Annotated in this window: 18 protein-coding genes and 2 tRNA genes; 10 read left to right on the top strand and 10 right to left on the bottom strand. The window is 49.0% G+C overall.

Annotation, left to right across the window (positions count from 1 at the left end; translation table 11 throughout):
• The first annotated feature begins 313 nt into the window (after positions 1–313).
• A complete protein-coding gene (locus NG792_RS06900; protein WP_261234926.1) occupies positions 314–2,557 on the top strand; it encodes a GumC family protein in 2,244 nt (747 codons plus the stop codon).
• Between the two features lie 253 nt (positions 2,558–2,810).
• On the opposite strand, the gene NG792_RS06905 is transcribed toward NG792_RS06900, so the two are convergent.
• Positions 2,811–3,230, bottom strand: coding sequence for a Tery_1686 family protein (locus NG792_RS06905; protein WP_261196599.1), 420 nt, complete (start codon positions 3,228–3,230; stop codon positions 2,811–2,813).
• A 189-nt stretch (positions 3,231–3,419) separates the two neighbouring features.
• On the opposite strand from NG792_RS06905, the gene NG792_RS06910 reads away from it, so the two are divergent.
• Positions 3,420–3,806, top strand: a complete 387-nt coding sequence (locus NG792_RS06910; protein ID WP_261196600.1) for a histidine kinase — start codon at positions 3,420–3,422, stop codon at positions 3,804–3,806.
• Between the two features lie 484 nt (positions 3,807–4,290).
• Here the strand turns inward: NG792_RS06910 and NG792_RS06915 are convergent, their stop codons facing one another.
• Positions 4,291–6,693: a GAF domain-containing protein gene (locus NG792_RS06915; RefSeq protein ID WP_261196601.1), complete on the bottom strand. Its 2,403-nt coding sequence runs from the start codon at positions 6,691–6,693 to the stop codon at positions 4,291–4,293.
• A 489-nt stretch (positions 6,694–7,182) separates the two neighbouring features.
• On the bottom strand, positions 7,183–8,691 hold the full coding sequence (locus NG792_RS06920) for a UbiD family decarboxylase (protein WP_261196602.1): 1,509 nt from the start codon (positions 8,689–8,691) through the stop codon (positions 7,183–7,185).
• A gap of 68 nt (positions 8,692–8,759) precedes the next feature.
• Here NG792_RS06920 and NG792_RS06925 point away from each other — a divergent pair, with 68 nt between their 5' ends.
• Both NG792_RS06925 and NG792_RS06930 read left to right on the top strand, forming a co-directional pair.
• Positions 8,760–10,598 carry an NYN domain-containing protein gene (locus NG792_RS06925; protein WP_261234927.1) on the top strand — a complete coding sequence of 613 codons (1,839 nt, stop codon included), beginning with the start codon at positions 8,760–8,762 and terminating at the stop codon, positions 10,596–10,598.
• Between the two features lie 72 nt (positions 10,599–10,670).
• Positions 10,671–11,813 carry a 4-hydroxyphenylpyruvate dioxygenase family protein gene (locus tag NG792_RS06930; protein ID WP_261196604.1) on the top strand — a complete coding sequence of 381 codons (1,143 nt, stop codon included), beginning with the start codon at positions 10,671–10,673 and terminating at the stop codon, positions 11,811–11,813.
• A gap of 202 nt (positions 11,814–12,015) precedes the next feature.
• Here NG792_RS06930 and NG792_RS06935 read toward each other — a convergent pair whose 3' ends face one another.
• Both NG792_RS06935 and sat read right to left on the bottom strand, forming a co-directional pair.
• Positions 12,016–14,283 (bottom strand): caspase family protein, encoded by a 2,268-nt coding sequence (locus NG792_RS06935; protein ID WP_261234928.1) that lies wholly within the window; start codon positions 14,281–14,283, stop codon positions 12,016–12,018.
• Between the two features lie 694 nt (positions 14,284–14,977).
• Complete coding sequence (gene sat / locus NG792_RS06940) at positions 14,978–16,159, bottom strand: sulfate adenylyltransferase (RefSeq protein ID WP_261196606.1); 1,182 nt, start codon at positions 16,157–16,159, stop codon at positions 14,978–14,980.
• A 185-nt stretch (positions 16,160–16,344) separates the two neighbouring features.
• Between sat and NG792_RS06945 the strand changes: the two genes are divergently transcribed.
• Entirely contained in the window at positions 16,345–16,554 is a 210-nt protein-coding gene (locus NG792_RS06945; RefSeq protein WP_261234929.1) for a hypothetical protein, read from the top strand.
• On the opposite strand, the gene mnmA is transcribed toward NG792_RS06945, so the two are convergent.
• On the bottom strand, positions 16,535–17,593 hold the full coding sequence (gene mnmA / locus NG792_RS06950) for a tRNA 2-thiouridine(34) synthase MnmA (RefSeq protein WP_261234930.1): 1,059 nt from the start codon (positions 17,591–17,593) through the stop codon (positions 16,535–16,537). The two genes, NG792_RS06945 and mnmA, sit on opposite strands and share 20 nt — an antisense overlap.
• Before the next feature lie 192 nt (positions 17,594–17,785).
• Between mnmA and NG792_RS06955 the strand changes: the two genes are divergently transcribed.
• From NG792_RS06955 to NG792_RS06965, 3 genes are all read left to right on the top strand, one after another.
• Entirely contained in the window at positions 17,786–18,589 is an 804-nt protein-coding gene (locus NG792_RS06955) for a hypothetical protein (RefSeq protein ID WP_261196611.1), read from the top strand.
• Between the two features lie 97 nt (positions 18,590–18,686).
• Entirely contained in the window at positions 18,687–20,255 is a 1,569-nt protein-coding gene (locus tag NG792_RS06960) for an NAD(P)H-hydrate dehydratase (protein WP_261234931.1), read from the top strand.
• 1,309 nt (positions 20,256–21,564) lie between these two features.
• Entirely contained in the window at positions 21,565–22,260 is a 696-nt protein-coding gene (locus NG792_RS06965) for a hypothetical protein (RefSeq protein ID WP_261196614.1), read from the top strand.
• A gap of 1 nt (position 22,261) precedes the next feature.
• Here NG792_RS06965 and NG792_RS06970 read toward each other — a convergent pair whose 3' ends face one another.
• The 4 genes from NG792_RS06970 to murA form a co-directional block, all read right to left on the bottom strand.
• Positions 22,262–22,507 carry a hypothetical protein gene (locus NG792_RS06970; RefSeq protein WP_261234932.1) on the bottom strand — a complete coding sequence of 82 codons (246 nt, stop codon included), beginning with the start codon at positions 22,505–22,507 and terminating at the stop codon, positions 22,262–22,264.
• A gap of 363 nt (positions 22,508–22,870) precedes the next feature.
• Positions 22,871–22,952 (bottom strand) — tRNA-Leu (locus NG792_RS06975).
• On the bottom strand, positions 22,931–23,806 hold the full coding sequence (locus tag NG792_RS06980) for a M48 family metallopeptidase (RefSeq protein ID WP_261196616.1): 876 nt from the start codon (positions 23,804–23,806) through the stop codon (positions 22,931–22,933). The genes NG792_RS06975 and NG792_RS06980 overlap by 22 nt, the downstream gene beginning before the upstream one ends.
• 83 nt (positions 23,807–23,889) lie before the next feature.
• Positions 23,890–25,281: a UDP-N-acetylglucosamine 1-carboxyvinyltransferase gene (gene murA, locus NG792_RS06985; RefSeq protein WP_261196617.1), complete on the bottom strand. Its 1,392-nt coding sequence runs from the start codon at positions 25,279–25,281 to the stop codon at positions 23,890–23,892.
• A 353-nt stretch (positions 25,282–25,634) separates the two neighbouring features.
• Here murA and NG792_RS06990 point away from each other — a divergent pair.
• Both NG792_RS06990 and NG792_RS06995 read left to right on the top strand, forming a co-directional pair.
• A tRNA-Leu gene (locus NG792_RS06990) sits at positions 25,635–25,718 on the top strand.
• 23 nt (positions 25,719–25,741) lie between these two features.
• A complete protein-coding gene (locus NG792_RS06995; RefSeq protein ID WP_261234933.1) occupies positions 25,742–26,539 on the top strand; it encodes a TrmH family RNA methyltransferase in 798 nt (265 codons plus the stop codon).
• The last annotated feature ends 12 nt before the right edge of the window (positions 26,540–26,551 follow it).

Raw genomic sequence — 26,551 nt, forward strand, 5'->3', positions numbered from 1 at the left:
TTGGGACGACAAAGCGGGTTTTTTGACCAAATCTCTGCTAATCAGCAACCAATCGGATCAAGAAACCCTATTTCGGGTCCCTTTTATCTCATCCCCTACAAGGGTTTTAGGAACTTTCAAGGGAGGGTTGAGTGCTGGCTCTCTCCAGTTCTCTAATAACCTATCCTGATTCATGGCACAATCCTCTAACGGGACTGCTACGATACGAAGGAATACACCATCACCAGAGATTGACATGGAGAGCGCACCCAATCCTCAGCCGTTAACTCTTCACCACCCAGGCAATCCGTCACAGTTCGTGCCGATGCCTTATATGGCTGAATACCAGGATCCAGATGAGGAAGAGTTGGACCTCGGTCAGCTATTTGCCGTGATTCGTCGTCGAGCCTTTGTGATTCTGGGCGTTGCGACTCTCGTCACAGGTGGTGTTGCTGTCTGGACTGCTAACCAAACCCCAGAGTATGAAGGCAATTTCCAAATTCTAGTGGAGCCAGTCACCAGTCAGGATGATAATTTTTCTCGGATTTCATCTATGGTCGGGGGTCTGGGAGGACAGCTTGTCCAAGGGCAAGGTTCGGGCTTAGATTATGAGAGCCAACTAGCGGTTTTACAAAGTCCCAAGCTGATGGACCCCATCATTCAGCAGATCCAAGCTCGCTATCCCGAACTGGAGTATAACTCGATGATCGGTGGTGAAGGCTCGCCTCTATCGCTCGATCGCTTCAATAAAACTACTAAAATTCTCGAAGTCCGGTACCGAGATGCTGAACCGGAGAAAATTCAATTTGTCTTGGAAACGCTCCAAAATTCTTACCTGCGATACAGCTTAGAAGACCGCAAGAGCAATATTAGTCAGGGGATTCAATTTATTGAAGACCAACTCCCGCAACTGCGGCAGCGGGTGGATACCCTGCAAGAACAACTCCAGAAATTTCGGCAGCAGTACAACCTTATTGAACCCGAGTTACAAGGGGAACAACTGGCTCAACAACTCACCAAACTAGACGACCAGCTTTTAGACGCCCAAGCTCAACTGGTTCAACAGCAACAACTCTATGAAACGTTGCGCCGACAAATCGGACTCGAACCCGGTACAGCGATCGCCGCTTCAGTTCTAAGTGAAGCTCCCACCTATCAAGCTCGACTCACTCGCCTCAAAGAACTCGAAAATCAAATTGCCACTGAATCAACGCGGTTTACCCCAAACTCACCCCAAGTTCAAGTTCTCTTAGAAGAGCGACGAACTATTGAGTTACTGTTAGGACAGGAAGCTTCAGAAGTGTTAGGGAGTCAGTTACCAGGCGGCGTAGTGGGTAACCCCCAAGCTCCCTTCCAAAACTCGGTTCGCACGGGCTTGATTCAGGAAATGGTCAAAGCTGCCAGCCAAATTCAAGTCCTCCAAGTCCGAAATCAAGTGCTTGGGGAAGCAGCGAAAATGTTAAGCGAATACCGCGAACAATTTCCGATTATTCTCCGCCAGTACACGGATTTGCAACGAGAGCTCCAAATTGCTAACACCACCCTCACCGAATTATTAGCCCGTAGGGAAGGGTTGCGGGTGGATGCAGCAGAACGAGAGGTCCCTTGGGAAGTGATTTCCCAACCGACGATTCCTCGGGATGCAGATGGAAATCCAGTACCCGTTTCTCCGAATATGCCCCGGAACCTGGTTTTAGGGGCAATGTTGGGATTAATGTTGGGATTTGGGGCGGCATTATTAGCAGAGCGCTTGGATAATGTCTTCCATTCTCCTGAAGACTTAAAAGATGCGACGCGCTTGCCGATTTTAGGGCTGATACCTGCGAGCGATCGCTCCGTGGCCCTCCCCTCTGCTGATGCTCGTGGGGGTGCTGCCTTCCAAGATGTCCGCGATTTTGGTTTTTTAGAAGCATTCCGAGCATTGAATGCCAATATCCGCTTCTTGACTCCTGGTAAACCCCTGCGCTCAGTGGCGATCGCCTCTGCGATTCCCGCAGAAGGTAAATCCACGGTGGCAGTCAATCTCGCCGAAGCTGCTGCCTCAATGGGACAGCGGGTTTTACTGGTGGATGCAGACTTGCGCTGGCCCCAAGTCCACAAACGATTGGGATTACCCAACCGTCAAGGGTTAACCCATTTGATTGCTACGGAAATGGATATGAATGAGGCCATTCAGCGATCGCCTGTGGAACCCAATCTCTTCATCCTCACCGCCGGTGCTACACCCCCAGACCCCATCCGGTTGTTGTCCTCTGAAAAGATGCACAACCTGATGCAGCAATGGCACAGTTTATTTGACCTGGTGATTTATGACACCCCACCGCTGCTGGGGGTCGTAGATGGTCGAGTGTTAGCCGCCTATACCGATGGAATCGGTTTAGTCGTCAGCATGGGTCAAACCGAAAAACCCGCCATCCAACAAGCGATCGCTGAACTGCAAACTGGCAATACTAGAGTCCTGGGGATTATTGCTAATGGTGTTCAAGGACAAAACAGCGCCTGGGACTATGGCAGGCACTACAATAATGGAGGCAGTCGGGAACTAGAAGCACCGGAAGAAGAGGCGATTTCTCTTTAATCCAAAAGGTGGTAGAGGGGAAGATGGGGGAGATGGGGGAGATATCCTCGTAGAAGAAAGCTGAAGCCGAGTCACGCCCCTTTGGAGGCTCGGCCTTCAGTCCCCCAACCAGGCAGGCGCTTAAGCGGCAAATGGTCGGTGCTACGGCAGAGCCATGACATGAGAAGCACTTCTAGTCCCATCTTCCCCATCTTCCCCATCTCCCCCATCTTCCCCATCCACCCCATCTTCCCCATCTTCCCCATCTTCCAAACTACCCATTAAACAACTCAAAAGTTTGCTGGCAAAAGGTTTTTAACTTGTCCTGGACCTCGGCCACTGGCTCCGTGGCCCCTACAAAGCGCCAGTTTTCCACCGTTGAAAATCGCCATTGTTGTCCTTGATGGTCATAACCGGCTGATTCGACTCCGATCGCCCTGTGATCGCCATCCAAGGGGTCTTCATGGAAGCGAATCTGAACCAAAATACTTCGACTTTGCAATGAGCGACTCCACCCGGGAAAGTGAAATCCAATATCAATGGAATCCGGATCCACCAGTTCTTGGGTATTGGGATCATTGACCCAGGGTTTCAAATCCGCCCGCACGTCAGGAAACTGTAACTTAAAAAGATTAACGACTGCCGCAATCTTGCTGGCGAGTTCAAAATTTTTAACCTGTTCTGCTGCATTCACGCCCAATCATCCTCCACTCACGAATAGATATCGATGTTAAAACGGCTATATTGAGGGTCGTCTTTTACGACTTGGTAAAAATTTCATCGGTTTAAATGAACGGCACGGGGTGGCTTTAGGCCAAAATATTATGTTGATAACGGTATCGCAAGTCTTGACACCGTTTCCGAACGAGTAGGAATCACACCCATGTCTATACCCTGTCAAATCGTTGTAGAAGGAAATCCGGCCATTATCTATGCCAGTAGAAATGGAGCGCCGGAGAAAGTTCGACGCATTCTCAAACCGTTTCTGGGTAAATTTTGCCAAGAACGAGAGGCGGCTGGAGAATACCACGATACACCGGAGTGCTTAGTAGCCCAGATTGTAGTTCGTTTCGGCTTTGAAATCTGTGAAGATGATTTCTCTAACCTCAAAGTCAGCATGACTTACGACCCCAATGCAGAATACATCTACTCGGTAGGAGCTGATTTAACGGTCCATGTTTGGATTCCAGAAGAAGAGTATCGTCAAAATCCCGCTGTGGGATTGAAAGGTTGCCGTCTATTACCCGAGGAAGGTTGGAAAATCGACTAAATGTCAATCGCTCAGACTTGAGAGGAGCGTTACGGTTTACCCCCATCCTGAGGTTAGGACTTCCGCACTCATCCTAGGGAGAGGGGGAACCCTGTGGGTCTCAACCCTTGATGCCTCATGGGTCATGGATGATTCTGTGTATGTTCGCTCTGGCACAAATTCAAGGAGTCTGGGGGTAAGCTGTTCCATCTTTCCTCTGGATCTTTTCTGCCCTCCTAAATCATCAGTACAGTTTTAGATCCCAGGGACCAAAAACCCGGTTTTTGCTCTTTGATACCAAATCCGGTACTCGTAGGTTAAAGCAAAAACCCACAGGCTCAACCGGCGTTCTAGATCATCGGTACAGGGAGAGAAAGAGGACCAGAAACCCGGGTTTTGGCCTCTATTTGTGGCGAAGGGGTCAAGAGAGGAGGAAGAAACCGGGTTGTTTTCCCTCTAGGGTGTCCAGAGGGGGGTGGAATCGGGAACGGCGATCGCCATCCCCTCACTCACCCGGGGATAGGGAACCATTGAGTGCCAGATCCGGTAATGAATTCGGTGCAGGAAGAATACGAACCCGGGCGAATTTGAGGCCAGAGACTCCGGGTTGAGGTTCGACATTGCCAAAGTCAATCTTCTCGGCCACCCAACCTTCCCGGGCTAAATAGCGTAAATACTGTTCATATTCTTCCCATTCCTTGTTGGTTGCGTAGACTACGGTTAACATTCCCGGTTGGGTAATCCGATCGCCGGTTTGCACTTCTACTCCCTTGTCAATTCGTTTTTTGACAATTTCATACCGAGTATCCCGGGTTCCCCTAACATCAAAAAGTCTCTCTGTCTTTTCATCATGAAAAATATCCACAGTGCAATCTTGTACCAAAACCAAATGAGTCACTTCCAGGGTCGTTTGGTAATCTGCTTGTATTCTCAAGGCCACCCGAGCACAATCACAAATTGCCCGAAGTTGTTCATAGCGTAAACTGTGCAAATGAAAGCGCGAAAAGGATGGATTAATCGCTGCTCCTGCATAAATCATGTGATCAATGCCATCGCTACACTCCACATCACAGTAATGAGGAATGATTTTCTGCATTTTCTCTTGCCAAATCTCCCAAGTATCTCGTAAGCGCGCATTAATTTGATTCACGGTCTCGTCATACCGCGATCGCGCCACATAAACGCACTCCTGTTCATTATCACAAGCGGCTCGATAGGTCGCCACGGCCTCGGCTGCTAATGGCGAACAGTTACAAAAATAGTCAAAATACCCTTCCAGATGCTCTTTCAAATACTCGATCGCCGTGACTTCTCCATCCACGGTGACCCCACGTTGGATCGCCTCAATTCGTTCCAGCAGATCCAGCCTGAGTTGTTCAACAAAACTCTGTTCCTCTGCGGCACAAACTGCTTCCACCACAGCTAAACCTAAGTGAAACTGCTCGATTAAATCCGCTTCAATCGCTCGGTTACGCTCGTCGGAGGAGCCGCGAATATCCGAGATGCCATACAAAGGATAAAGTTCGGCAAAGACGATCGCCTCCGGTGGTAATCCCCAGCTGCGCCGTTCTAACTCTTGAATAAACCGCCATTCTACAGATGGATGAATGTTGGTAAATTGGGTCAACTGTTGTTGGACAATTTGTCGCAATGCCACCGTAAACGGCGCAATCAGTTCCTCTCCTCGGCGCATATCGATGGGATGGAAGTGATGGGGATGAGTCTTTGTTAACCCCACTAATCCCACCATTTGCTGAGATTGGGAAGGCGATCGCCGAGCTAATCCGGAATCATTGCCACTCACCTGCACCACCAGAGGAATCAATAATAAGGAACGCACCCCCGCCTCTACCAGTTGCTTTTCACAGGGACCGGTCCAATCTGCACTTAAATCCGTGACATTCCATATCCGATTAGCTTCTGCGGCTTGGCGGAAGTGGGACCCTTGGAGGGAGTCCAGCGCATAACTGGTGACGCTCAAGTTTCTGGATTCGGTTTCTACAAAAAGGCGGACGGGATCTCGTTCGGTACTCAGGATAAAGCTGTTGTCACATCTAAACAGAGATTTGAGGTGCTGATTAATTTGCCGAAAGCGATCGGGACGTAAAATCGAGTGGGTACTAATCAGTAATCGGGAAATCTGCCGAATGCTCTCCCGAATGGTCACATCTATCCCTTCTAGCAGAAGTAATCCCTCGACTCGATAATTCTCCCAGCAGACTCGTTGTTCCAAGCTTTCTAGGGTAGAGAGGTTCGTCAAGCTTTCTGAATTTTCGGGTCGGGAGTGCTGTTCTAGGCGTAAATCTGCAAACTCGTCTTGATCGGGATCGAGGGGGATAATTTTGAGTCCTGCCGCATTCACCCAAAACTCGATCATTCTCGGTTCTGCGTAGTTGGGGCTATGAAAGCTGACGATCGCCGGTTCATCCCCTCCCACCTGAGTGTTGAGGTCAATTCCATAGCGATCGCGTAGAATTCGCAACCGCACCTGACGCCGATATAACTGTTCCAGGCCCTGGCGATCGCGTTCACTCAGACGCTCCTGTAGCAAGTGATGCAACAACATTTGGCGATCGCCCCGGCTGGGTTGATCCAGACTCGGCTGAATTCCCGCCAGTTCACATAACGCGGGGTTCCCATAACAGAGGGTGAAATTTTGGGGTTCAACCGCTGCGATTAACAGTTTCGTCCCCCGCCCCCATCGGCTGAGACACTCTAAATTGTCCTTCCAAATTCTAATTTTTTCCCCTTCCGACGACGCCGGTAAATCCCCAAACAGGCTCTGCCACAGTGCATCCTCCTCGGACAGGGATTCCTGATTGGCAGTCGGAGAAATCTCACCTGAAAGCGGGTCTATCTCCCCATAGGAGTTTATACCTCTATTGAAGATTGACGTAGAATCATTCATGATTTTGGGATAGATGCGGTTTGGGTCTGGTTGTCTTCACCCTAATGCTGTTGGCTGGACCTTAGTTATTTTTTAACCCTGTATTCCCCAGCTTGTGGAGAGACTCCCCTAGTTATTATTGGGTAACTCTGCTCCACCGAACCGGCGTTTAAATTAACCCTGACTTTAATTTATTCTTCTTGACCCAATGCCATTTTCTCACCCAAGTGATATGACCAGCCCATTATATTTTCTTTCTAAGAATGATGATATCCGATTTCGAGGGAAGTGCCAAGGTAGGGTCTTCACTCTGTCGGTAGGGGTCCGCTAAAATTTTCCGGTTATTTCTATTTTGCCCATTTTATTAAGAATACTTGAGCAGCTTAATCCTCAATCTAGCTGTAAAATATTTTTTTAATTAGCCCGCACAGGCGGGCCTTGTTTTTAAAGCTTACACTGTACAGAAGTCAGGCAAGTTTTCATCCTCCAATTTGGTTGAATTTTACACCATTACTTAATTTCATATCCAAATAAGTTGGGATTAACTTCGGCCAATTTTAAATCGGCTAAACCATACTCGGCCCAACGGCGATTAACCATTGCAGCGACCTCGGGATCTGACTCTAACGGTTCTCCCCATTCATGTTCTGTTTCGGGAGGAATTTTGGTAGTGGCATCGATACCCATGCGTCCGCCTAAGCCAATTTTTTCACTGGCAAAATCTAAACTATCAAAGGGAGTATTGGGTAAAATAAAGACATCGCGCACGGGGTCAACTTTAGAGGAAATGGCCCAAACCACTTGTCGGGGGTCACGAATATTAATATCTTTATCCACCACAATTACAAATTTGGTGTAAGTAAACTGGGGTAAGGCACTCCAAAAGGCTAAGGCGGCCCGTCTAGCTTGGCCCGGATAGGCTTTATCAATGGAAATAATCGCCGCTTTGTAACTCAAGGCTTCCATTGGTAGGAAAAAGTCTACAATTTCTGAGACTTGTTGTCGCAAAATTGGGGTATAAATGCGATTGAGGGCGATCGCCATCATGGCTTCTTCTTTGGGAGGACGTCCACTAAAGGTGGTTAGATAAACCGGATTTTGACGATGGGTCATACATTGAAAGCGGACCAGGGGGGAATCTTCAACCCCACCGTAATAGCCCATGTGGTCGCCAAAGGGTCCATCGGGGAGGACTTCTCCCGGGGTAATGGTTCCCTCTAGGACAAATTCTGAGTCTGCTGGGACTTCTAAATCCACGGTTTTGCATTTAGCCAAAGCAACCCCAGAACCGCCATAGAGTCCGGCAAATAGCCATTCGGAAAGGTCTACAGGAATGGGGGTGGCAGCGGCCATAATGATTAAGGGATCGACACCGAGGGCGATCGCAATTTCCAGTTTTTTACCCTGTTCGGCGGCTTTTCGCAAATGTCTGGCCCCACCGCGTACCGATAGCCAATGCACGGTCATTGTATTGTGAGATTGCAACTGTAAGCGATACACCCCGACATTAGGAGTTCCCGTCTCACAATCTTTGGTAATCACTAATCCCAAGGTGATGATTTTCCCCGCATCTTTGGAATAGGGACGAATTAAGGGCAACTGGTTTAAGTCTAAGTCATCCCCGTGAATGACAACTTGCTGACAGGCGGGGAAAAAGTCCCGTCCAGGTTTTGCTTTCAGGACGTCAAAGAGCACTTTGCCAAACTCTACCGCCTGGGCAATTTTTTTCGGGGGTTTAGGCTGTTGTAAGAGGGCCAGTTTTCTGCCGAGTTCCTCTAATTCCAGGGGTTTTTCCATGTTCATCGCCCAACAAACCCGTTCCTCGGTCCCTAACAGGTTGATTGCTACGGGATGGGTCGATCCTTTAACATTCTCGAACAGGAGTGCTGGTCCTCCGGCTTGTAGCATCCGGTTGGAAATCTCGGCTATCTCTAAATCCGGGTCAACGCAGGAGGTAATCCGCCGGAGTTGTCCCCTATTTTCTAGGAGGTTCAGGAATTCCCGTAAATCTCGTGCCATGTTTATCCATCAATCGAGCTATCGTCTTTTATTATGATGGAATACTGTCACTTTCTACGGGAATCGCTATGCGAGACGATTCGAGTTTGACTGATAATCAGGTATTAGAGGCGATCGCGCCATTAAGTCGTTTGATTTCTAAAACCCTTGTAATAGCCTATCAGCGCCATCCCGAATGGCTCAATGAAAAATTTAGAAATTACTCCTGGCATCGCCCCGAATTCCCAGCCAAGTTAGCCGAAAAAATTGCTATCCAACTCCACCACAATAATCAGAATATAGCAACTTTAGCTCATAAGTTCATGAAATTGTTAGAAGCTTTCATGAAGCCTCCATTTTTTGTATCTTATGAATTTTTAGAATTAATCCAAAATTTTCAAACCTTACTTACATTGCCCGATTCAATCCCCCCTGCTGAATCAGCCCTTTCACCTGGGACTCTTACGGTTCAATCAGACCTTGAAACTCAAAGCTTGGAACAATTTGCCCTGCGCTTAGGCTTTAATCTGCCCGAAGCCCTGTCTTTGGGAATGGCTGCCCAATTTAATGCGCTCAACAACTGTGCGGTGGGGGGGATTGCTATTTTACTTTTAGATGCGGAAAATTTATCTTTAGATGAAGAAGCAGAAAAATTTTTAAAACAAGTTTGTCAATATGATTTGCAAATTAAAATTGCTTTTGCCAATTGGCAAAGAATGGGAAAAAAAGATATTCAACTCCACAAACGTCATTATGAGCTGATTCACGTTCCGCCTGGAAAAGATAGTGCAGATGTGAAAATGGCAACGGTGGGGTCATCTATTTTTGTTCACTATCCCAATGCAAAAGAGGTGTTGGTTTGTTCTTCGGATGGGGTAATGACTCATTTATGTACGACGCTTCAAACCCATGGTTTAACGGTCTATTTAGTTCGCAAACAAGGGAAACTTTTAACGGTTTTAAACACGCAGACGGGTAAAACTCAGACTTATGGAATGGAACACATTAGCCCGGTTCTTTCTGTAGAGGAATGCGTTAAAACGTTCAAGGGGATTCTCCAAGGGGAACAGAAAAGAAGTGGCAAACAGTGGATTAAATTTTCCCGGGTTTGTGCGGTGTTCGAGGACCGTTATCAAATCCCCTTGAGTCAAGTGGCGATCGCCTCGGAACCGGGGAAAAAAGCCCGGGATATCTTTTGCGATCGCCCGGATGATTTTGTCGTTCATCAAGTCCCGGGAGATCCCGAACTTTACATTGCGTTATTCGATTATTTAGAGTTCAAATCAAGTCCCGGACTTGACTCTCAACCCATAAGTTTAAAAACCCCTACAATGCCACAGGGTTCCCTTCACAATGGGTTTAATGGCACAGAAGAAGTCGAACTGGCATTAGAACGGGCGATCGCCTCCATGCACCAGAAATATCCCGGAATGGCTATTTCCACCGGAATGCTGGGTTCAGAATTTAAAGAACTCTACGGTCAAAATATCAATTGGATTATTAAAAAATTAGGACTCGGGGGAAATTTTAGTAAATTTTTACAGTCTAGTTCCAGATTTACCCTAACCCCATCTCCCCAGACGGGTGAAGTAATCATCCGGGAAAAACACCCTCATACGCCTAAAGCGTTCTCCCTGACCCCGGGAATAACTTCTCCCTCTTCTTCGGTCATCAATACAGCGGCAGACTTAGAGCAATGTTTAATAGAGTTACTGGTCAGATTAACCCAAAATTCTCCAGGAAATTCTATTCCTCTGTCTTCCCTGGCGAGTGAATTTAATGCCCTCTATGGAATTCCCATTACCCAGCTTATGAAACACTTGCAAATCAAGGGAAAATTAACCCATTTTATAGATTTATCTAAAGCATTTAAATTAAAAAAAATGGGAAAAGCATATCAAGTCGCCCTACTGTCCAGAACGCCTTAATCCCTCCGTTTTTTGAGGAAACGAGTAAAATTAAAGGGCATTAAAGTCATTGAGGGCAGTGATATCGGATTCATGGAAATCGAGCACATTCACTTTTACGTTAAAGATGCTACGGCACAACGGGACTGGTTCGTAGATTGCTTAGGATTTGAAGCGATCGCCAGTTTCACCCACAGCGACACTCACACAGAACTGATTCAAAGTGGTTTAGTCCGGTTTGCACTCTCTTCACCCTTGTCTGTTGCTTCTCCTGTGGCGCAATATCTCGATCGCCATCCTTCGGGAGTCGTGGATATTGCCTTTGCCGTTCAGGATTTAGCATTCTGCTTGGATCAAGCGACTGCTGCCGGTGCAAAAGTCTTACAACCCATACAGGAACACCCCTTCTCTTTTCCGCCCTTAAAATGGGCAAAAATTGCCGGATGGGGAAAACTGAGTCATACCTTAATTCAACGGGGTAACTCCAATGGGGCGATCGCTAGTCTTCCTCATGAGATTTATCCATTCTGGAACGAGGAAAACACGGAAGAGTCAATCTACTCTGATCCCCAAAATACCCTTCACCCTAACTCTCTCCCTATCCCACTCCATAATAGCCTCTATCTCCATATTGACCATTTTGTTTTAAATGTGGAACAAGGAGATTTAAAACCTGCTCTTTCCTGGTATGAAAAGGTTCTCGGATTTCAAGGGAAGCAAACCTTTGATATCCAAACAAAGCGCTCTGGATTGCACTCTCAGGTAATGATTTCTCCCCAAAGTTCCCTGCAGTTTCCCATTAATGAACCCACTTCTAATACCTCTCAAGTCCAAGAATTTTTAGATCTCAATCGAGGCCCAGGAATTCAGCATATTGCCTTAAAAACCCATAATATTCTGGCAACAGTTACTCAGTTACAAAAAAATGGAGTTTCATTTATTGATGTGCCACCGACCTATTATGGAACCCTGCGCCAACGTCTTGGTTTTGATGAAAGATCCGCCGAGTGGCAGGACATTCAAAGGAAAAAAATTTTAGTCGATTGGCATCCTGAAACCCCAGATTCCTTATTACTGCAAACCTTTACTCAACCGATTTTTGAACAACCCACTTTCTTTTTTGAAGTAATTGAGCGTCGAGAGGGGGCGGCAGGATTTGGAGAAGGAAATTTCCAAGCTTTATTTGAGGCGATCGAACGAGAACAACTGAAACGAGAGAAACAACATTCGGCCTAATCTCCCCCAGCGAACGAGGTTTAGATCCACCGTCCAAGAAACCGGGTTTTTGGCCTCAATTTGTGACCCATGGGCAAAGATGGGGGAAAAAACCCGGTTTCTAACCTAGATTGAGCTGCCCAGGAGAAGAAACGGGGTTTTTAGCCTAAATTTGGAAGGCATGGGCAAAGAGGGGGTAAAAAACTCGGTTTCTCACCCCCTGTTAAATCGCCCGGTAGATAAAGCTCAGAGTGGCCCAGTGATCTACATGAAGCGCCCAACGGTCGGGGGAAGTGCTGGCATTGGGGAGACTGGCAATGCTGGCGGTATGGAGGTCCTGTAAAATTGCTTGGGCGATCGCCAGGGAATTGGTTACTGGCATCAGGGGTTGGGCATCTCCCTGGGGACGCAGGACACCGGATAAGGCGGAAAAGGTTTTAGCAAAAGGACTGGATGAAAAAATCACCTGAGTTTCGGTTAATCCCGCTTGACCATGAACCACCCAGGATCCCGTACCCGAACCTGTAGGAATCGTCAGAGTTTCCCCGGGAAGCAGCAGATTTTGTTCTAAGCTGGGCTGAGTTTGTCCCGTAGTGGAACTGTTCACCTCATCAGAGGGATAGAGAACCACTGCATTACCACTGTTATCTAAGGAAAACAACAGGCAGTACAGGGGGCGATCGCTATAATTAAAAGCTCGATAGCGAATCCGACTCCCCAAAGGAATCCCTAACGGACTATTCCCATTGCGCGATCGGGGAACCGCAGATAACTTGGGGGCTTCCCAGGGGGCGCGAGGGGTTTCCCTTTGCACGATCGCCTTCGCTTCGGGTCCCAGGGTTTCCAAGTTAACCCGCACTCCCAAGCGGGAAGACCCTTCATTGGCCGTCAACCGCAATAATTTGTTGGCCAGTAACGTTTGTAGTTGCGGAACTAACCTTTGCGCAGAAGATTTAATCGCTTCTCCTTGTTCTCCCATTGTATTCAGCAGCAAGTTTTTTCCCAGGGAAAACAGCGCATAACTGCCGGGGGGAATGATGGGTAAAGCCGAACTGGGCAGTTGGGCAAACATCGCCTCTTGAGCTCGCCCAAATAAATAGTCGGCGGGTTGTTCGGCGGCAATCACAGTGGTCACTCGGGGAATTGCTGCAAAGGCACTGGTGGCGTCCACTCGTTCAATCCGTTGCAATCCTGCATCTAAGGCAATGGTCAAGTTGATGTTCCGGGCGATCGTCCGGACTTCTTCTTGAACGACTTGACCGACTTCTAGGGGTTGAGAAGACTCCGGTGTTGATTTCTCAATCCCTAAAAGTTGCGCTTTAACGGTTAATCCATCTCGCGATCGCACCTGCAAGCGGTAGGATGGCGCATCAGTTCCGCCTAAAGGAACCGGGGTTAAAATTGAACTGACTTCTAAGGATTCGATCGCCTGGATCGGAAGTCCTCCCAACCACAAAACTGCGGTTTGACCGTTGTCTTCTAGGGCAGTAATTGCACCCTCGGCACTGGGTTGATTAAAGGCAAAATCCGGTAAGGTTTCATCGGGAGGATTGTTCCTTTCCCCAGACGGTGGCGCTTCTAAGGTTTTTAAAAGTTGGGGTTGTTGCAGGGGAAAACCCGCAATCTGCTGGACCGTACCAGCGGCTTTCTGCAGGCTGGATTGCAGGGTATTAGCTGGGGTTGCTAACCACAATTGCTGAGTGAGGGCATAAGTAAAGACTCCGGCACTAAACCCATTCCATCGCCCTTCCGTGGCTAATTGATTAGCACCGGAGGCCGCTAAAACCACCCCTTTCAGGGAGGAGGGCGATCGCGGAAACAATAAGGTAGGTTTGGGGCTAATGCTTTCCAAAAAGGCGAGTTCGGCATCACTGGGATTGCCTGTGGGCACCCCTTGCTGGGAGCGAATTCGGAGATTTCCCTGAAGGTTGGTCCCCGGATAGCTGTAGCTGGTATCCAGGACGGCGATCGCCCGGTCGGTTTTGAGCGATCGCAACAGTTCCCAGAGGGTCGCCTCTAAAATGTCATTGGCCGGTTGTCCCCCACTTCCGCTTCCCCCATCCACAGGCATCAAACTCGTTTGCAATCCCGTGGTGGATTGGTCCCAATTAATCCGACGACCATATCCACTAAAGTGGAATACCACCAAATCCCCGTTCGTGGCTTGCTGTCCTAAGTGATTGACAAATGCCTCTTCAATATTGGCACGAGTGGCTTGTCCATCGGTGAGGGTGACGATATCCCGAGGATTAAACCCAAACCGATATATCAAAAGTTGCCGTTGCAGTTCCACATCGGTGACACAACCGGAAAGGGCATTTAAGCCCGGATAGGCGTTGATTCCCACTAACAACGCCAACTTGCCAGAGGTGGGTGCTGCCAAAGCTTGGTAATAGCGCTGGCTAGATTTCCCGATGATGGACTCACTAATTCCCAACCCGGCTAGGATGCCGCTTGCCCTGCGTAAAAATTCTCGTCGCTTCAGTCCCATTCCCTAACTTGTCCTTCTTACCCTTATAACGCTTATTTTTAAACCGGAATTGACTTGTGGCAATCCGAGGAGCAGCTTTTTTGCGGGGGTGACTCATCCCGGTTGGATCTGGGTCTAATCCTGGGGAGTCCATTCCCGGAGTTAGGTCAGGAGAGGCCCTTGATACCGGGATCCGTTGCGATCGCCCGTGGGGTCTTCCTTCCCGTCCTGTCTCTCCACCGCTCTAGGGTTCAGTGAGGTATATCCTCTCCGGGAACCCGAATTTTTTATATTCTGTTGTTAAGAGAGTCCCGCAAACAGAGCTAAACTTGGCATTTTCTATTGGGCAATTTTGCCCCTATCTTCTTGGCACTTGCCAGTTTTCTTCTAATATTTTCCGGAGGTTCTTTTGCTCTGTGTGTTCCTGCGGTTTCTGTCTCCCCATAAGAACCAAGCGGCCAAATTTTAGCGATTAGTTCGCCATTTTGATGGCGAAAATTATTTATTCTCTTTGTATATGATACCCGTTCCATCGCGCTCGGTCAAAACCACAAGGAGGAATTTTGCTGGCCCTTGCTCTAACTGCGGTTTCATGGTTCGGCGATCGCCCCTGACGGTGAGGGGAGAACAAGGCAGCGCCTTGTCCCTAGGTCCGAGGACCAGAAACCCGGTGATTTTCCCCTCCCACCCCGGCGATTCCTCTAACCGGGCTTACTTAGTAAGACTCCACTGCCACCCGCATCGCCCGGGCGAGTTCAGCCGCCACTTCTGGACGGGAAAACTCCGGCGGAGGTAACTCCCCATTCCGCAGCATCTCCCGCACCTTAGTTCCTGACAGGTGAATCCGCTGATCCGGGGTACTTGGACTCGTTTTTGTCGTTGCCATACTCTTGGTCAACTTACAGAAGAAAGCGTGCTCAAACTTCATCGGCACGATTCCTAATTCCCCGGGTTCAAACTCATCAAAAATATATTGAGCATCATAGGTGCCGTAGTAATCTCCGACGCCCGCATGATCCCGACCCACAATAAAATGGGTACAGCCGTAATTTTTCCGTAACAAGGCGTGGAAAATCGCTTCTCTAGGTCCGGCATAGCGCATCGCTGCGGGGTTAATTGCCAAAATTACCCGGTCTTTGGGATAATATTTTTCCATGAGAATTTCATAACAGCGCATCCGGACATCGGCGGGAATATCATCCCCTTTGGTTACGCCGACTAAGGGATGTAGGAATAATGCATCCACACTTTCCAAGGCGCATTTTGTAATATATTCGTGGGCGCGGTGGATTGGGTTGCGGGTTTGGAAGGCAACGATGGATTTCCACCCTTTTTCCCGAAACAGTTCACGAGATTGAGCCGGGTCGATTTGGTAATTAGGAAATTGGGGATGCGCTTCGCGATCGAGTAACCAAATCGGTCCTGCTAGATTGATAGGTCCTTGTTCGTAGAGGACTTTGACCCCGGGATGATTGTGATCCTCAGTGCGATAGACGTTAACTGCTTCTAAAGCCTTGTTGTAGCGATATTTTTGGGTGAGTTCCAAGACACCTACAAATTTGCCTTCAGTGTCATCTAAGCGCACCCAACTGCCTTCTTTCAAGGGTTCAGCGATTTCTTCGCTCACCGGCAGGGTGATGGGAACGGACCAGGGGAGACCATTCGCCAAGCGCATATCGGTGACGACGGGATCATAATCTTTTTGATCCATGAAGCCCGTCAGGGGGCTAAAACCACCAATAGCAATTAGGATAAGGTCACAGAGTGCGCGATCGCTCAGTTGCAGGCGAGGCATGGTCTCGGCTTGGGCGAGAAATTCCTGCTTTTGAGCGGCGCTGACGATCCGATTAATCAGGTGACCGCCGTGGGGGGCGATCGCATCTGGATGTTGAGTCAAAACGATCCCTCTTTTAAGATATAGTTCAATTCTTAAGCTTTGCTAATTTTTTATCATACTGGTATCTGGGACGTTTGACACGCCTCGATTCGGTGCGATCACCTTCATCCCAAGATTGCCCTAATATCAATAACCCGGCTTTGTTGAAAAACCGGGTTATTGATATTAGGGCTTTTAAATTTTTGATGCCACGAGTAGCAAGATGGGTTAGAAACCGAGTTTCTTCACCCCATCTGTGGCAATTTGCAGCAATTCTGGGCAGAAAGCCGGTTTGGTCCTTGGGGTTAGAAACCGGCTTTCTTCACCCTATCTGTGGCAATTTGCAGCAATTCTGGGCAGAAACCGGGTTTCTGGTGCGATCGCCACAGGATTTTCCTAGGACAACTGTTCGATAATCCCGCCACCGAGGACGCGATCGCCGTCGTACCAAACCGCTGCTTGTCCGGGGGTTACCCCAAACTGCGGTTCATCAAAAACAATTTTGGCGCGATGTCCCCGATCTTCAGGAATCACCGTTACCGGAACTGGCGAGGTCCGATACCGAATCTGAACTTCTGCCCGAATCGGTGCAGTCGGAGGGGCGATCGAGACCCAATTCACCCGATCAACGGTGAAACTCGGTTCTGTCGCTGACTCGCGATCGCCGACAATCACCTGATTCTTCACCGCATCCAATGCCACCACATACAAGGGTTCCGCTGCTGCCACCCCAATCCCTTTGCGCTGTCCAATGGTGTAGCGATGGATTCCGTCATGCTGTCCGAGGACCTTCCCCTGAACATCGACAATATCCCCTTTTTGGGGTTGAATGTACTGTTCCAAAAAGGTCTGCATTGACCCGTGGGCTTCCACCAAGCATAAATCTTGACTTTCCGGCTTTTCAGCCGTTTGCAGCCCATATTCCGCCGCAATCCGCCTGGTTTCTGTCTTGGTGATTTCACCCAAGGGAAACATACACCCCGCCAGCAATTTTTGCGTTAAGTCGTACAAAAAGTAGGATTGATCTTTATTGCGATCAATGGCCCGCAGTAATTCATATCGTCCGGTTTCTTCGTTATAGTTGACTCGGGCGTAGTGTCCCGTGGCAATTTTGTCAACCCCTAGCTCTTCGTGGGCATAACTTAACATGGGACCAAATTTTACAGCCCGATTGCACTGGGAACAGGGTAACGGGGTAAACCCGGCACTATATCCCGCCACTAAGTAATCGACGATTTTTTCTTGAAATAACTGGCGAGTATCGACGATGTGATGAGGAATGTCCAACTCTTCACAAAGCGAAGCAGCATCGACCATCCCCTCAGAGCAGCATTGACCTTTCCCCTTCATTAACCATAGGGTAAGACCAATGACTTCATATCCTTGATGATGTAGGATGGCGGCTGCGGTAGAACTATCCACTCCGCCGGAGAGGCCAACGACGACTTTGCTCATAAAATCCTATAAAAGGCCGCTATCTACACAATTCGGCCAGACAATAATAATCTATTTCTAGGCTAACAGATCGCGTTTGAATTCATGGTCAAATTCCTGTAGATTTTTGGTGCTTTTGGAAAATGGCTTTAATTTCCTGTGCTACAGTGGCTAAAAACCTCATGATTGTGCTTGGTGAGTGGATATCCCTGTATGGAAAATCTACGATTCGGTTCGTTCAGTTCTAGGAATCGTGAAAGGAGTTCGGCGCGATCGCCTTACGACTGGTTAGGAGCGATTTTAGGGCTGGGGTTAACGGTGGGAATCGCTGCTGAGGTGCTACTGCCCTCTAAAGGGGCGATCGCTCAATCACCCCTCCCCCAACTTCCCTCTGTTCAACAATTTCCACTACAACAGCCGCAACAATTCCTCCAACTTCCGGTTCCCGCGCAGCAACCCCCTTTCTCCCCGGGACCGATTCCCCCGTTTGATCTCCCTCCTGCCCCACCCCCGCTTCCTGCGCTACCCAGTTCTAAGCGTTATGTAGTCTATATCCCCACGAATAACCCGGTGGTACTCGCCCAAGTCCAGTTAATCGAACCGGAGGCATTTATCAAGGAGTGGGATGGAAAAGCGGTGATTCAAGCGGGGATGTTTCTGAATAACTCCAATGCCTATCGACGGGCGCGAGAATTAGAGTTATTGGTGGGAATTCGCTCGGCGATCGCCACTATTGAGCCAATCTCTCCGGCGATCGCAACTGCTGTTAGTCCCGGTGACCCTTTGGGCATTTCTAATCCTTATTTTGTGGTAATTCCAGGTAACGCTAATGACTTTTCCCGTATTACTACTCAATTAACCACTGCCGGAATTGCCTTCCAAGAAATCTCTGTTCGGACAGATCCCTTTGGACCCCATTTGGCGATCGGACCTTACCCCAATCGCATCACGGCTCAACAAGAAAGCGGTTATATTCGTAATTTTGGCATTGATGCTCGGGTTCATCAATATGATTGATGGCAAGGCAAATTGGGAGCATCTGGCTCCCAATTTACCTTGAACCCCTAGCTTTCAAACATCCGGGAAGTTCCCCCTTCATTCACAAAATAGGACCGTGACCTCACAACAAAGCCGCCAAAATCAGCTTCATCAATTCATCGTGACTTCAGCGCAAATGAGCGCTATTGAAGGACGACTCTTTGCAGCGGGAATGCCTGTAGCTGCTTTGATGGAAAAGGTGGCCCAAGCTATTTTTAAGCGGGTGATTGCCCTATATCCTCATCCCCGAGTCCGACGAATTGGCGTTTTGGTGGGTCCGGGTCACAATGGCGGGGATGCTTTGGTGGTGGCCCGAGAGTTACATTTTGCTGGATATGAGGTGCTGATTTATCGACCCCTTTCTAAAGGTAAGGAGTTAACGGGTCAGCATGGGGAATATGTGGCGAGTTTGGGGGTTAAATTTCATGACCAAATCGAACCGCTTCTGGATTGCGATTTGATTGTCGATGGATTATTTGGATTCGGATTAGAACGGTCTATTTCTGGGGAGATAGCTGAGGGAATTAACCGATTAAATGCACAGTCTCAACCCGTGATTAGTATTGATTTACCCTCGGGGTTGCATACGGATACGGGAGCAGTTTTAGGAACGGCAATTCAGGCGAATCATACCTTATGCTTGGGGTTATGGAAGTTAGGTTTATTTCAGGATCAAGCGTTGGCTTATGTGGGAAAGGCGGAATTAATTGATTTTGATATCCCTTTGGCGGATATTCAGGCGGTGTTAGGCGATCGCCATCCCATCCACCGGATTACCTCAACGGTGGCGATCGCCCATCTCCCGCTTCCTCGTCCCCAATTGACCCATAAGTATAAAGAAGGACATCTCCTGGCAATTTGTGGTTCGCAACGATATATGGGTGCGGCCCTATTATGCGGGTTGGGTGCTAAGGCATCCGGTGTGGGAATGTTGACGATCGCCGTTCCCAACTCGCTCAAACCTTACATGAGTCAGCAATTAGCCGATGCCTTGGTTGTCGGATGTCCAGAAACGGCATCCGGGGCGATCGCTCATTTGCCCGATAGCATTGATTTGAGTTCCTTTGGGGCGATCGCCTGTGGCTGTGGCTTGACCCTGGATGGGATGGGAGTCGTCCAAGCGGTATTAGAAAGCGATCGGCCCTTGATTTTAGATGCCGATGGATTAAATGCTTTGGCGCAATTGGGGACTATTCCCACCCTCTGCCAACGACAAGCTTTTACCCTGTTGACCCCCCATCCCGGAGAATTTAAGCGGCTGTTTCCCCCGGATCAGGATGAATCTGAGGATTTGGTGAGGGCCGTGCGTCGGGCTTCTGAGCAAACTGGCGCTGTGGTAATGCTCAAACAAGCTAGAACAGCGATCGGCTATCCCGATGGATCGGTTTGGATTAACCCCGAAAGCACCCCGGCATTAGCACGAGGTGGCAGTGGTGATGTTTTAACGGGGTTATCCAGTGGCTTAATCGCTCAGGCGATCGCCCGAAAAATTCCCGTAGAACCCCTCGTGCAAACCGCAGTATGGTGGCACGCCCAAGCTGCTATTTCTGCTGCCCTGGCTCGCACTGAGTTAGGGGTGGATGCGGTGACTTTAAGCGAGTTTTTACTCCAGGTATTGCCGCAGTTCACGCGATCGGGCAATTAGGAATTTCACTCCAATTAAAAATCGGGTTTCCTGGCAACTAACATCCACACCAAACAACACCCAAGACTTACTCGCTGAGTGATTTCCTCTTTTTTGCAATGTTCGCAGTTTCCCTAACTTAAACAGTTTAGGATTATTTCTGCCGAGTCCACTATTTGAGGAAATATCAGCCCTTAGTTTGGGTGTTGTTCGGGTTTTGGTACGAGACAAATGTTAGATTAAACAGCTTGAACCTCTTTAAGCTAATTTGAACTTGGCTGTTGTAATCTGCCAAGGAAGCTCTTTCCGCTTCCATATATTTAATTTAGCACGCTTTTGAGTAATGGCAAGGGAATGATATAAAACTTTACTTAATTTACCCGAGGCTGGGTTACCTCGTAAGTTTATCTGAATTCCGGGCAGAACATGGGATGAATGCTTGTTTCCGGAGTAGATTCTGATTAGGGAGCAGCGCGCTCGCCACTTCTCCTATTCTTCACGAGACTCCATGCGATCGCCCCCAGAGGGATTTTAAAAATTGAGACTGACGGGCAACTGCCCGCCAAACAAAACAACACCCAAGACCGACTTGCTGAGTGATTTCCTCTCCATTTCAATGTTCGCAGGCTGCCTAACTTAAAAAGTTTAGGAGTATTGCTGCCGATTCCACGATTTGAGGAAATATCAGACTTTGGTTTGGGTGTTGTTCGGGTTTTGATACGACGAGACAGATGTTAGATTAAACAGCTTGAACCTCTTTAAGCTAATTTGAACTTGTCTGCTGTTTTCTGCCAGGGAAGCTCTTTCGGCTTCATTTATTAATGTATCATCATTTTTCGGGAATGCAAGCCTTAGAAATAAAGGTTTACATAAATCTGAGCAAAGTATCTCCAAAGTATGAATTTAAGTAAACATTTCTTTCCCACCCGGGATCACTCCTGTGCAAAAGGGTTGCGGCTACCGAGTTGGAGACCTTTCTCTAAAGTATTGGTGTATCAGATGCAAGGCACAGGAAATTGGGGTTCTGCCCTAAAATTTAGGAAGAATCAGCAGGGAGTTATCACCAACAAGGCTCCAGTGGGAGAAAACTGAGCACCCGGCCCCACTCCATTGCTCCAAACCACTCCAAACCGCAGAAATATCAAATATCAGGGGACCCACTCCAGCTATCTACTTCTAAAGAAAGATGCGCTATCCCTGAATTTTTTCCTAGAGTAAGTCCACTTATTATCAACGATCGCGCGGGTTAACTTTGAGAATGGGGATACCCGTGGCAACTTTGTTTTCAGGGTCAGATCAATTCTGACCGCTTTTATTTGGAGGTTTCACAATGTTAAATAGATTTAATAAGACATCCCTTAACAAACGCAGCCCTCTGGTTCGCGGATCTTCCCTGTTTGGAAAGGTTAACGGTGCGATCGCCTTAGGACTGATGCTCCTGGTGCTGCCTGCTTGCGAGGCGGCGGATCAAACAACGACTACAACCACCACAGAAACCGGAACTGATGCCACCACAGAAACCGGAACTGACACCACCATGACTCCCGCGCCGGGAACTGACACCAGTATGACTCCTGCGCCGGGGACTGAGACCACCACAGCAGCGGGAACTGACACCACCATGACTCCTGGGTCGGGAACTACAACCACTCCCGGCATGGAGAGTACCGGAATGACTACGGAGCTAGAGGAAGTTTCAGACAATCCTGACCAGTTTATGGGTCAAACGGTGACTCTCAATGGTGAAGTCGCAGAAGTGCTTGGACCTAATGTTTTCCGGATCCAAGAAGATGAGGCTGTTGGGGGGAGTGATCTGATTGTAATTACTACTGATTCCCAAATGCCGGTGACGCAAGATAGCCAAGTCCAGGTGACGGGAGAAGTTCGGGAACTGGTGATGACTGAAATCGAACGCGATTACAAGCCGGGTTGGGATGATACGACTCGGACTCGCATAGAACGGGAATACACCGATCGCCCTGCAATTGTGGCTCAGTCTGTGGAGCAAGTGACGACTACTCCTTAAATTAGGCTGAGGAGATCGCCTGCGGAGTCTCTAAATAAAAAGAGAAGAGAACCGGAGTTCTCTTCTCTTTTGTGTTGGTGGGGTTTTGGGATGGGTGGCGATCGCCGCATAAAGATTGCCCTTTTAATTTCTTCCGCAACATCTGCTGCTGCTTCTTGAGTTGTCGTTGCCTTGCACTGCCGCCTTTGCCCTTGGTATTTCTCCCCTGACTCCGAGGAGACTCCCAGCTTTTGAGCCGTTGAGCCATTGTCTTAGTCCTTCTGTATGTAATCTTGATTAATCAAACTATCTTACCATTTTAGCTTGGCTTTCCTCGGACTTGTCAAGTCCGCAGTTGAAAAATTGGAACAATCGGTGGTTCTGGAGTTCATACGCAATTCGGTTGTGACAGGTCTATCAAAACCCGCACCCTGAAGGGTCTGGCTCCAGGGACGTAGACGCGCTAGCGGCTTCGGTGAAGGGTAGCCTGCCTGCGCAGGCTAAAAGAGAAAATCGACTTCTACCAACCGGATTTGGTATCAGGTCCCCACCCGCTTGCAGAAAACCACAAAAATAGGGGTTCCCAGCTTTTGACTAAGAACCCCTATTTTATTCTTCCGATTTTAGAGAGTGGGCGAGGCGAGAGTCGAACTCGCACGACCGAAGCCGCCACATTTTGAGTGTGGTGCGTCTACCAATTTCGCCACTCGCCCTTTTTCTCGGTTTCACTACTATAACACATTTTTCCCTTTTGCAACAAAGTTTCATAATCTTTGCTGCTGGCCCAGCGATCAATCTCTCTAGCCCTTAATACAGGCAGAGGATGGGTGAGTTGGCCGGTTTGGGCTTCCCTGAGCAGAAGGCCCAGTTCGGTACTGCTGCTCTCATCGTAAGCCCGCGCTTGGGCGAGAAAGGCATCCAAATTGAGTTGGGGAGCCAGAGTCGGGGAACCCCCGGCCAATTTCATTAGGACCGAGCTCACGACTCGCGAGTCCTGGGTTGCTAATAAGGCGGCGCGATCGCAGCTAAACTCGGCGCATCTGACCCACTGCAAAATTTGACTTTGGAGAGTTTGGGCAATCAAAGCCCCCACCGTCGAAAGTTGTCCTGCCGCTAACATGATCAGATTCGCCAGGGTCAAATAAACCCCATGTTCGCATTTGAGATGTCCGAGCTCATGTCCGATCACCGCCTGGATTTCTGCCGGTGTCAGCAATTCAATCAGCGAGGTGTGAATCACCACAAAGGGTTTTTTGCCCCGCATCGCGAAGGTATAAGCATTCGGCATCGGATGTTGACGAACATAGAGTTCCGGGGTCTCCAAATCCAAAACCTGGCAGGCTTCCTTGAGCAACTGATGCAACTCGGGCAACTGTTGCTCACTGACCAAAACGCTAGAAGCAATATTATCCAGGTAAAAAAATTGTTCCCCAATCGAACCAAGCAACTGGCGGACGATCAGGTCCAGTCCAGGGAGTTGCTTGAGGGATTGGGTTGCTTCTAGATCCAGAGGATGACGAAAGCCATCTGCTTTGAGTCCGATCAGGGTTGTTTTTGGGAAAGCCATACCAGTTTAGGGACTAACGTCTGATGACAGAGAATTTAGAGGTTTTCTTGGCAGAAAAGAATTCCGGAAACCTCATTGCCCTTTCATTTTAGTGCGGATTGAGAAGATTGGATGGGGCTGGAGTTCCCTTCGCTCTCCGGAGGAGCCGGTTCGCGCTTGATCCGAACTCCGAGCTGTTGGAGTTTGAGATCGAGGTTTTCGTAGCCGCGATCCAGGTGCTGCAACCCTTGAATGGTTGTTTTACCCTGAGCGGCTAAAGCGGCGATCGCCAAGGCTGCCGAGGCGCGAAGGTCTGTTGCCATAACCGGAGCACCTGTCAGATGGGGTACACCCCGAACGATCGCCGTATGGCCTTTAACGCGAATATCGGCTCCCATGCGATTTAACTCAGCCACATGGCGCAGGCGATTTTCAAAGACGGTTTCGCTAATCAGGCTATCCCCATTACTCACCGTCAGCAAGGCCATAAATTGAGCCTGCATATCCGTGGGAAATCCCGGATAGGGCAAGGTTTCGATATCTGTTGCCTGAATGATATCTGGTCCAATTACCCGCAGGCGATCGGGGCCTTCGGCAATGATTTGCGCGCCGGTTTGCCGCAGCTTGGAAATCACCGGAGTCAGATGGTCGCTGATCACGGGATACAGACTGATATCCGAGCGAGAAATTGCTCCAGCGACTAAAAAAGTCCCGGCTTCAATGCGATCGGGAATGATGGGATAGTCAGCCGTATGCAGCCGGGGAACCCCTTCAATCACAATGGTTTTAGTTCCGGCACCGCGAATTTTTGCGCCTAGAGCGTTACAGAAGTTAGCCAAATCGATGACTTCTGGCTCTTGGGCGACATTATCCAGGATGGTTTCTCCATCAGCGAGGGTTGCCGCCATCATCAGGGTTTCGGTGGCACCGACGCTGGGATAGTCGAGGTAAAATTTAGCGCCTTTTAAGCGGCGATCGCGTCCCGGGACGGACGCATGAACCATACCATGCTCGATATAAACATTGGCACCGAGGGCTTGTAGTCCGCGAACGTGGATATCCACAGGTCGGGCCCCGATCGCACAGCCCCCGGGAAGGGGAACATGGGCTTCTCCCAATCGGGCCAATATAGGTCCAATGGCAAAGAAACTGGCCCGCAGTTGGCTGACTAATTCGTAGGGGGCTTCTGAAGTCGTGATATCGCGAGCGTTGATATCCAGGACATCGCCATTCCATTGAAGATCGACGCCGAGGGCCGACAGCACTTGACCCATGCGAATCGCATCGACCAGGGAGGGCACGTTCCGTAACCGACAGGGTTCCGGACAGAGCAGGGACCCCGCCATGATGACTAAGGCGGCATTTTTGGCCCCGCTAATTTTGACTTGTCCTTGCAGGGGATGGCCTCCCCAAATGTGCAGGACCGAGGGATCAGATTCGTGAGCGTTGGTGATGTTGAGCGAACCGAGAGAGGCAGTAATAGGTCTATCCTCCAAAATCAGTGGATGTGGTACACCTTTCGATTTGGTTTTGATTCTACCGGAAATATTTTAGTTGTCCAGATTTATACCTAAAAAAATCAATTCCGGTAATCCCTGATCCCAATAAAATCTTACCGTCAGCTATTTTGTGTCCAGTGATGCAGGTTTCACGGCGAGGAGCTCCTCACGGCCCGCATCATTTTGGAGAACAATTTTAGTGGGTGTCTTCTGGTGTACCTTAACTGGACATTCCTCAAAAGTGTAGTAGGTAGATGACGTAATTGGGAAAAAACTTTTTTAAATTGACCCCTTGACATCTAGGAGGAACTGAGGCACTATGGTAAATCGCAGTGCAAAACTGCTTTTTCGCGGAACTGGCGGAATTGGTAGACGCGCTAGATTCAGGTTCTAGTGTCCGCAAGGACTTCCGGGTTCAAGTCCCGGGTTCCGCATCTACACTCCATTTAATAACCCAATGTTGACGAGCCTTCAGAATCCTCTGGTCAAGCAGATGCGGAAGTTGCACGCCGCAAAGGAGCGCGATCGCCAGCAGATGTTTTTGTTGGAAGGGACGCACCTACTGGAGGAAGCCTGTGGGGTGGATTATCCCCTAGAGGTGGTCTGTTTTACCCCGGAGTGGCAAGGGCGGTATCCTGAATTATGGGAAACCGTGACCCAGCGATCGCCCCGGTGTGAACTCGTCAATGAAGCAGTCCTCAAAGCAATGGCGACTACAGTCCAACCCGATGGGGTCGTGGCAGTCGCCAAACGGCGCCAGTCGGCGGTCCCCTCGATTCCCCAATCCGGGTTGACCCTCGCCTTGGAAACCCTCCAAGACCCCGGTAATCTCGGCACCTTGATTAGAACCGCTGCTGCCACTGGAACTCAAGGCATTTGGCTGAGTGCTGATAGTGTGGATGCAGCATCTCCAAAAGTGTTACGCGCCTCTGCGGGACAATGGTTTCGCTTGCCGGTTTCCGTCAGTGCGGACTTGAAAACCGATGTCATCCGCGCACAACAACAAGGGGTGCAGGTCATTTCTACCACCGCCGATGCACCCCTAACCTATTGGGAAATTGATTATCGTCAGCCCACTTTAGTCTTACTCGGCAATGAAGGCGCAGGATTATCCGCCGACTTACTCTCTACCGCTGATCATCAAGTTCGGATTCCCCTGCATTCTGGGGTGGAATCTTTAAATGTAGCGATCGCAGCCGCCTTGATTTTATATGAAGCCCTGCGTCAAACCAGCCATTCGTCCTCGGTTTCTTAAACTGAGGCGATC

The organism is Laspinema olomoucense D3b, assembly GCF_025370785.1.
In the GTDB taxonomy this organism is placed as follows: Bacteria; Cyanobacteriota; Cyanobacteriia; order Cyanobacteriales; family Laspinemataceae; genus Laspinema; species Laspinema olomoucense.

Excerpts from the sequence above, each read along its gene's own strand:
- NG792_RS06900 (WP_261234926.1), top strand. The coding sequence starts at position 314 with ATGGCTGAATACCAGGATCCAGATGAGGAAGAGTTGGACCTCGGTCAG.
- NG792_RS06910 (WP_261196600.1), top strand. The coding sequence starts at position 3,420 with ATGTCTATACCCTGTCAAATCGTTGTAGAAGGAAATCCGGCCATTATC.
- NG792_RS06915 (WP_261196601.1), bottom strand. The coding sequence starts at position 6,693 with ATGAATGATTCTACGTCAATCTTCAATAGAGGTATAAACTCCTATGGG.
- NG792_RS06920 (WP_261196602.1), bottom strand. The coding sequence starts at position 8,691 with ATGGCACGAGATTTACGGGAATTCCTGAACCTCCTAGAAAATAGGGGA.
- NG792_RS06925 (WP_261234927.1), top strand. The coding sequence starts at position 8,760 with ATGCGAGACGATTCGAGTTTGACTGATAATCAGGTATTAGAGGCGATC.
- NG792_RS06930 (WP_261196604.1), top strand. The coding sequence starts at position 10,671 with ATGGAAATCGAGCACATTCACTTTTACGTTAAAGATGCTACGGCACAA.
- NG792_RS06935 (WP_261234928.1), bottom strand. The coding sequence starts at position 14,283 with ATGGGACTGAAGCGACGAGAATTTTTACGCAGGGCAAGCGGCATCCTA.
- NG792_RS06945 (WP_261234929.1), top strand. The coding sequence starts at position 16,345 with ATGCCACGAGTAGCAAGATGGGTTAGAAACCGAGTTTCTTCACCCCAT.
- mnmA (WP_261234930.1), bottom strand. The coding sequence starts at position 17,593 with ATGAGCAAAGTCGTCGTTGGCCTCTCCGGCGGAGTGGATAGTTCTACC.
- NG792_RS06955 (WP_261196611.1), top strand. The coding sequence starts at position 17,786 with ATGGAAAATCTACGATTCGGTTCGTTCAGTTCTAGGAATCGTGAAAGG.
- NG792_RS06965 (WP_261196614.1), top strand. The coding sequence starts at position 21,565 with ATGTTAAATAGATTTAATAAGACATCCCTTAACAAACGCAGCCCTCTG.
- NG792_RS06970 (WP_261234932.1), bottom strand. The coding sequence starts at position 22,507 with ATGGCTCAACGGCTCAAAAGCTGGGAGTCTCCTCGGAGTCAGGGGAGA.
- NG792_RS06980 (WP_261196616.1), bottom strand. The coding sequence starts at position 23,806 with ATGGCTTTCCCAAAAACAACCCTGATCGGACTCAAAGCAGATGGCTTT.
- NG792_RS06995 (WP_261234933.1), top strand. The coding sequence starts at position 25,742 with ATGTTGACGAGCCTTCAGAATCCTCTGGTCAAGCAGATGCGGAAGTTG.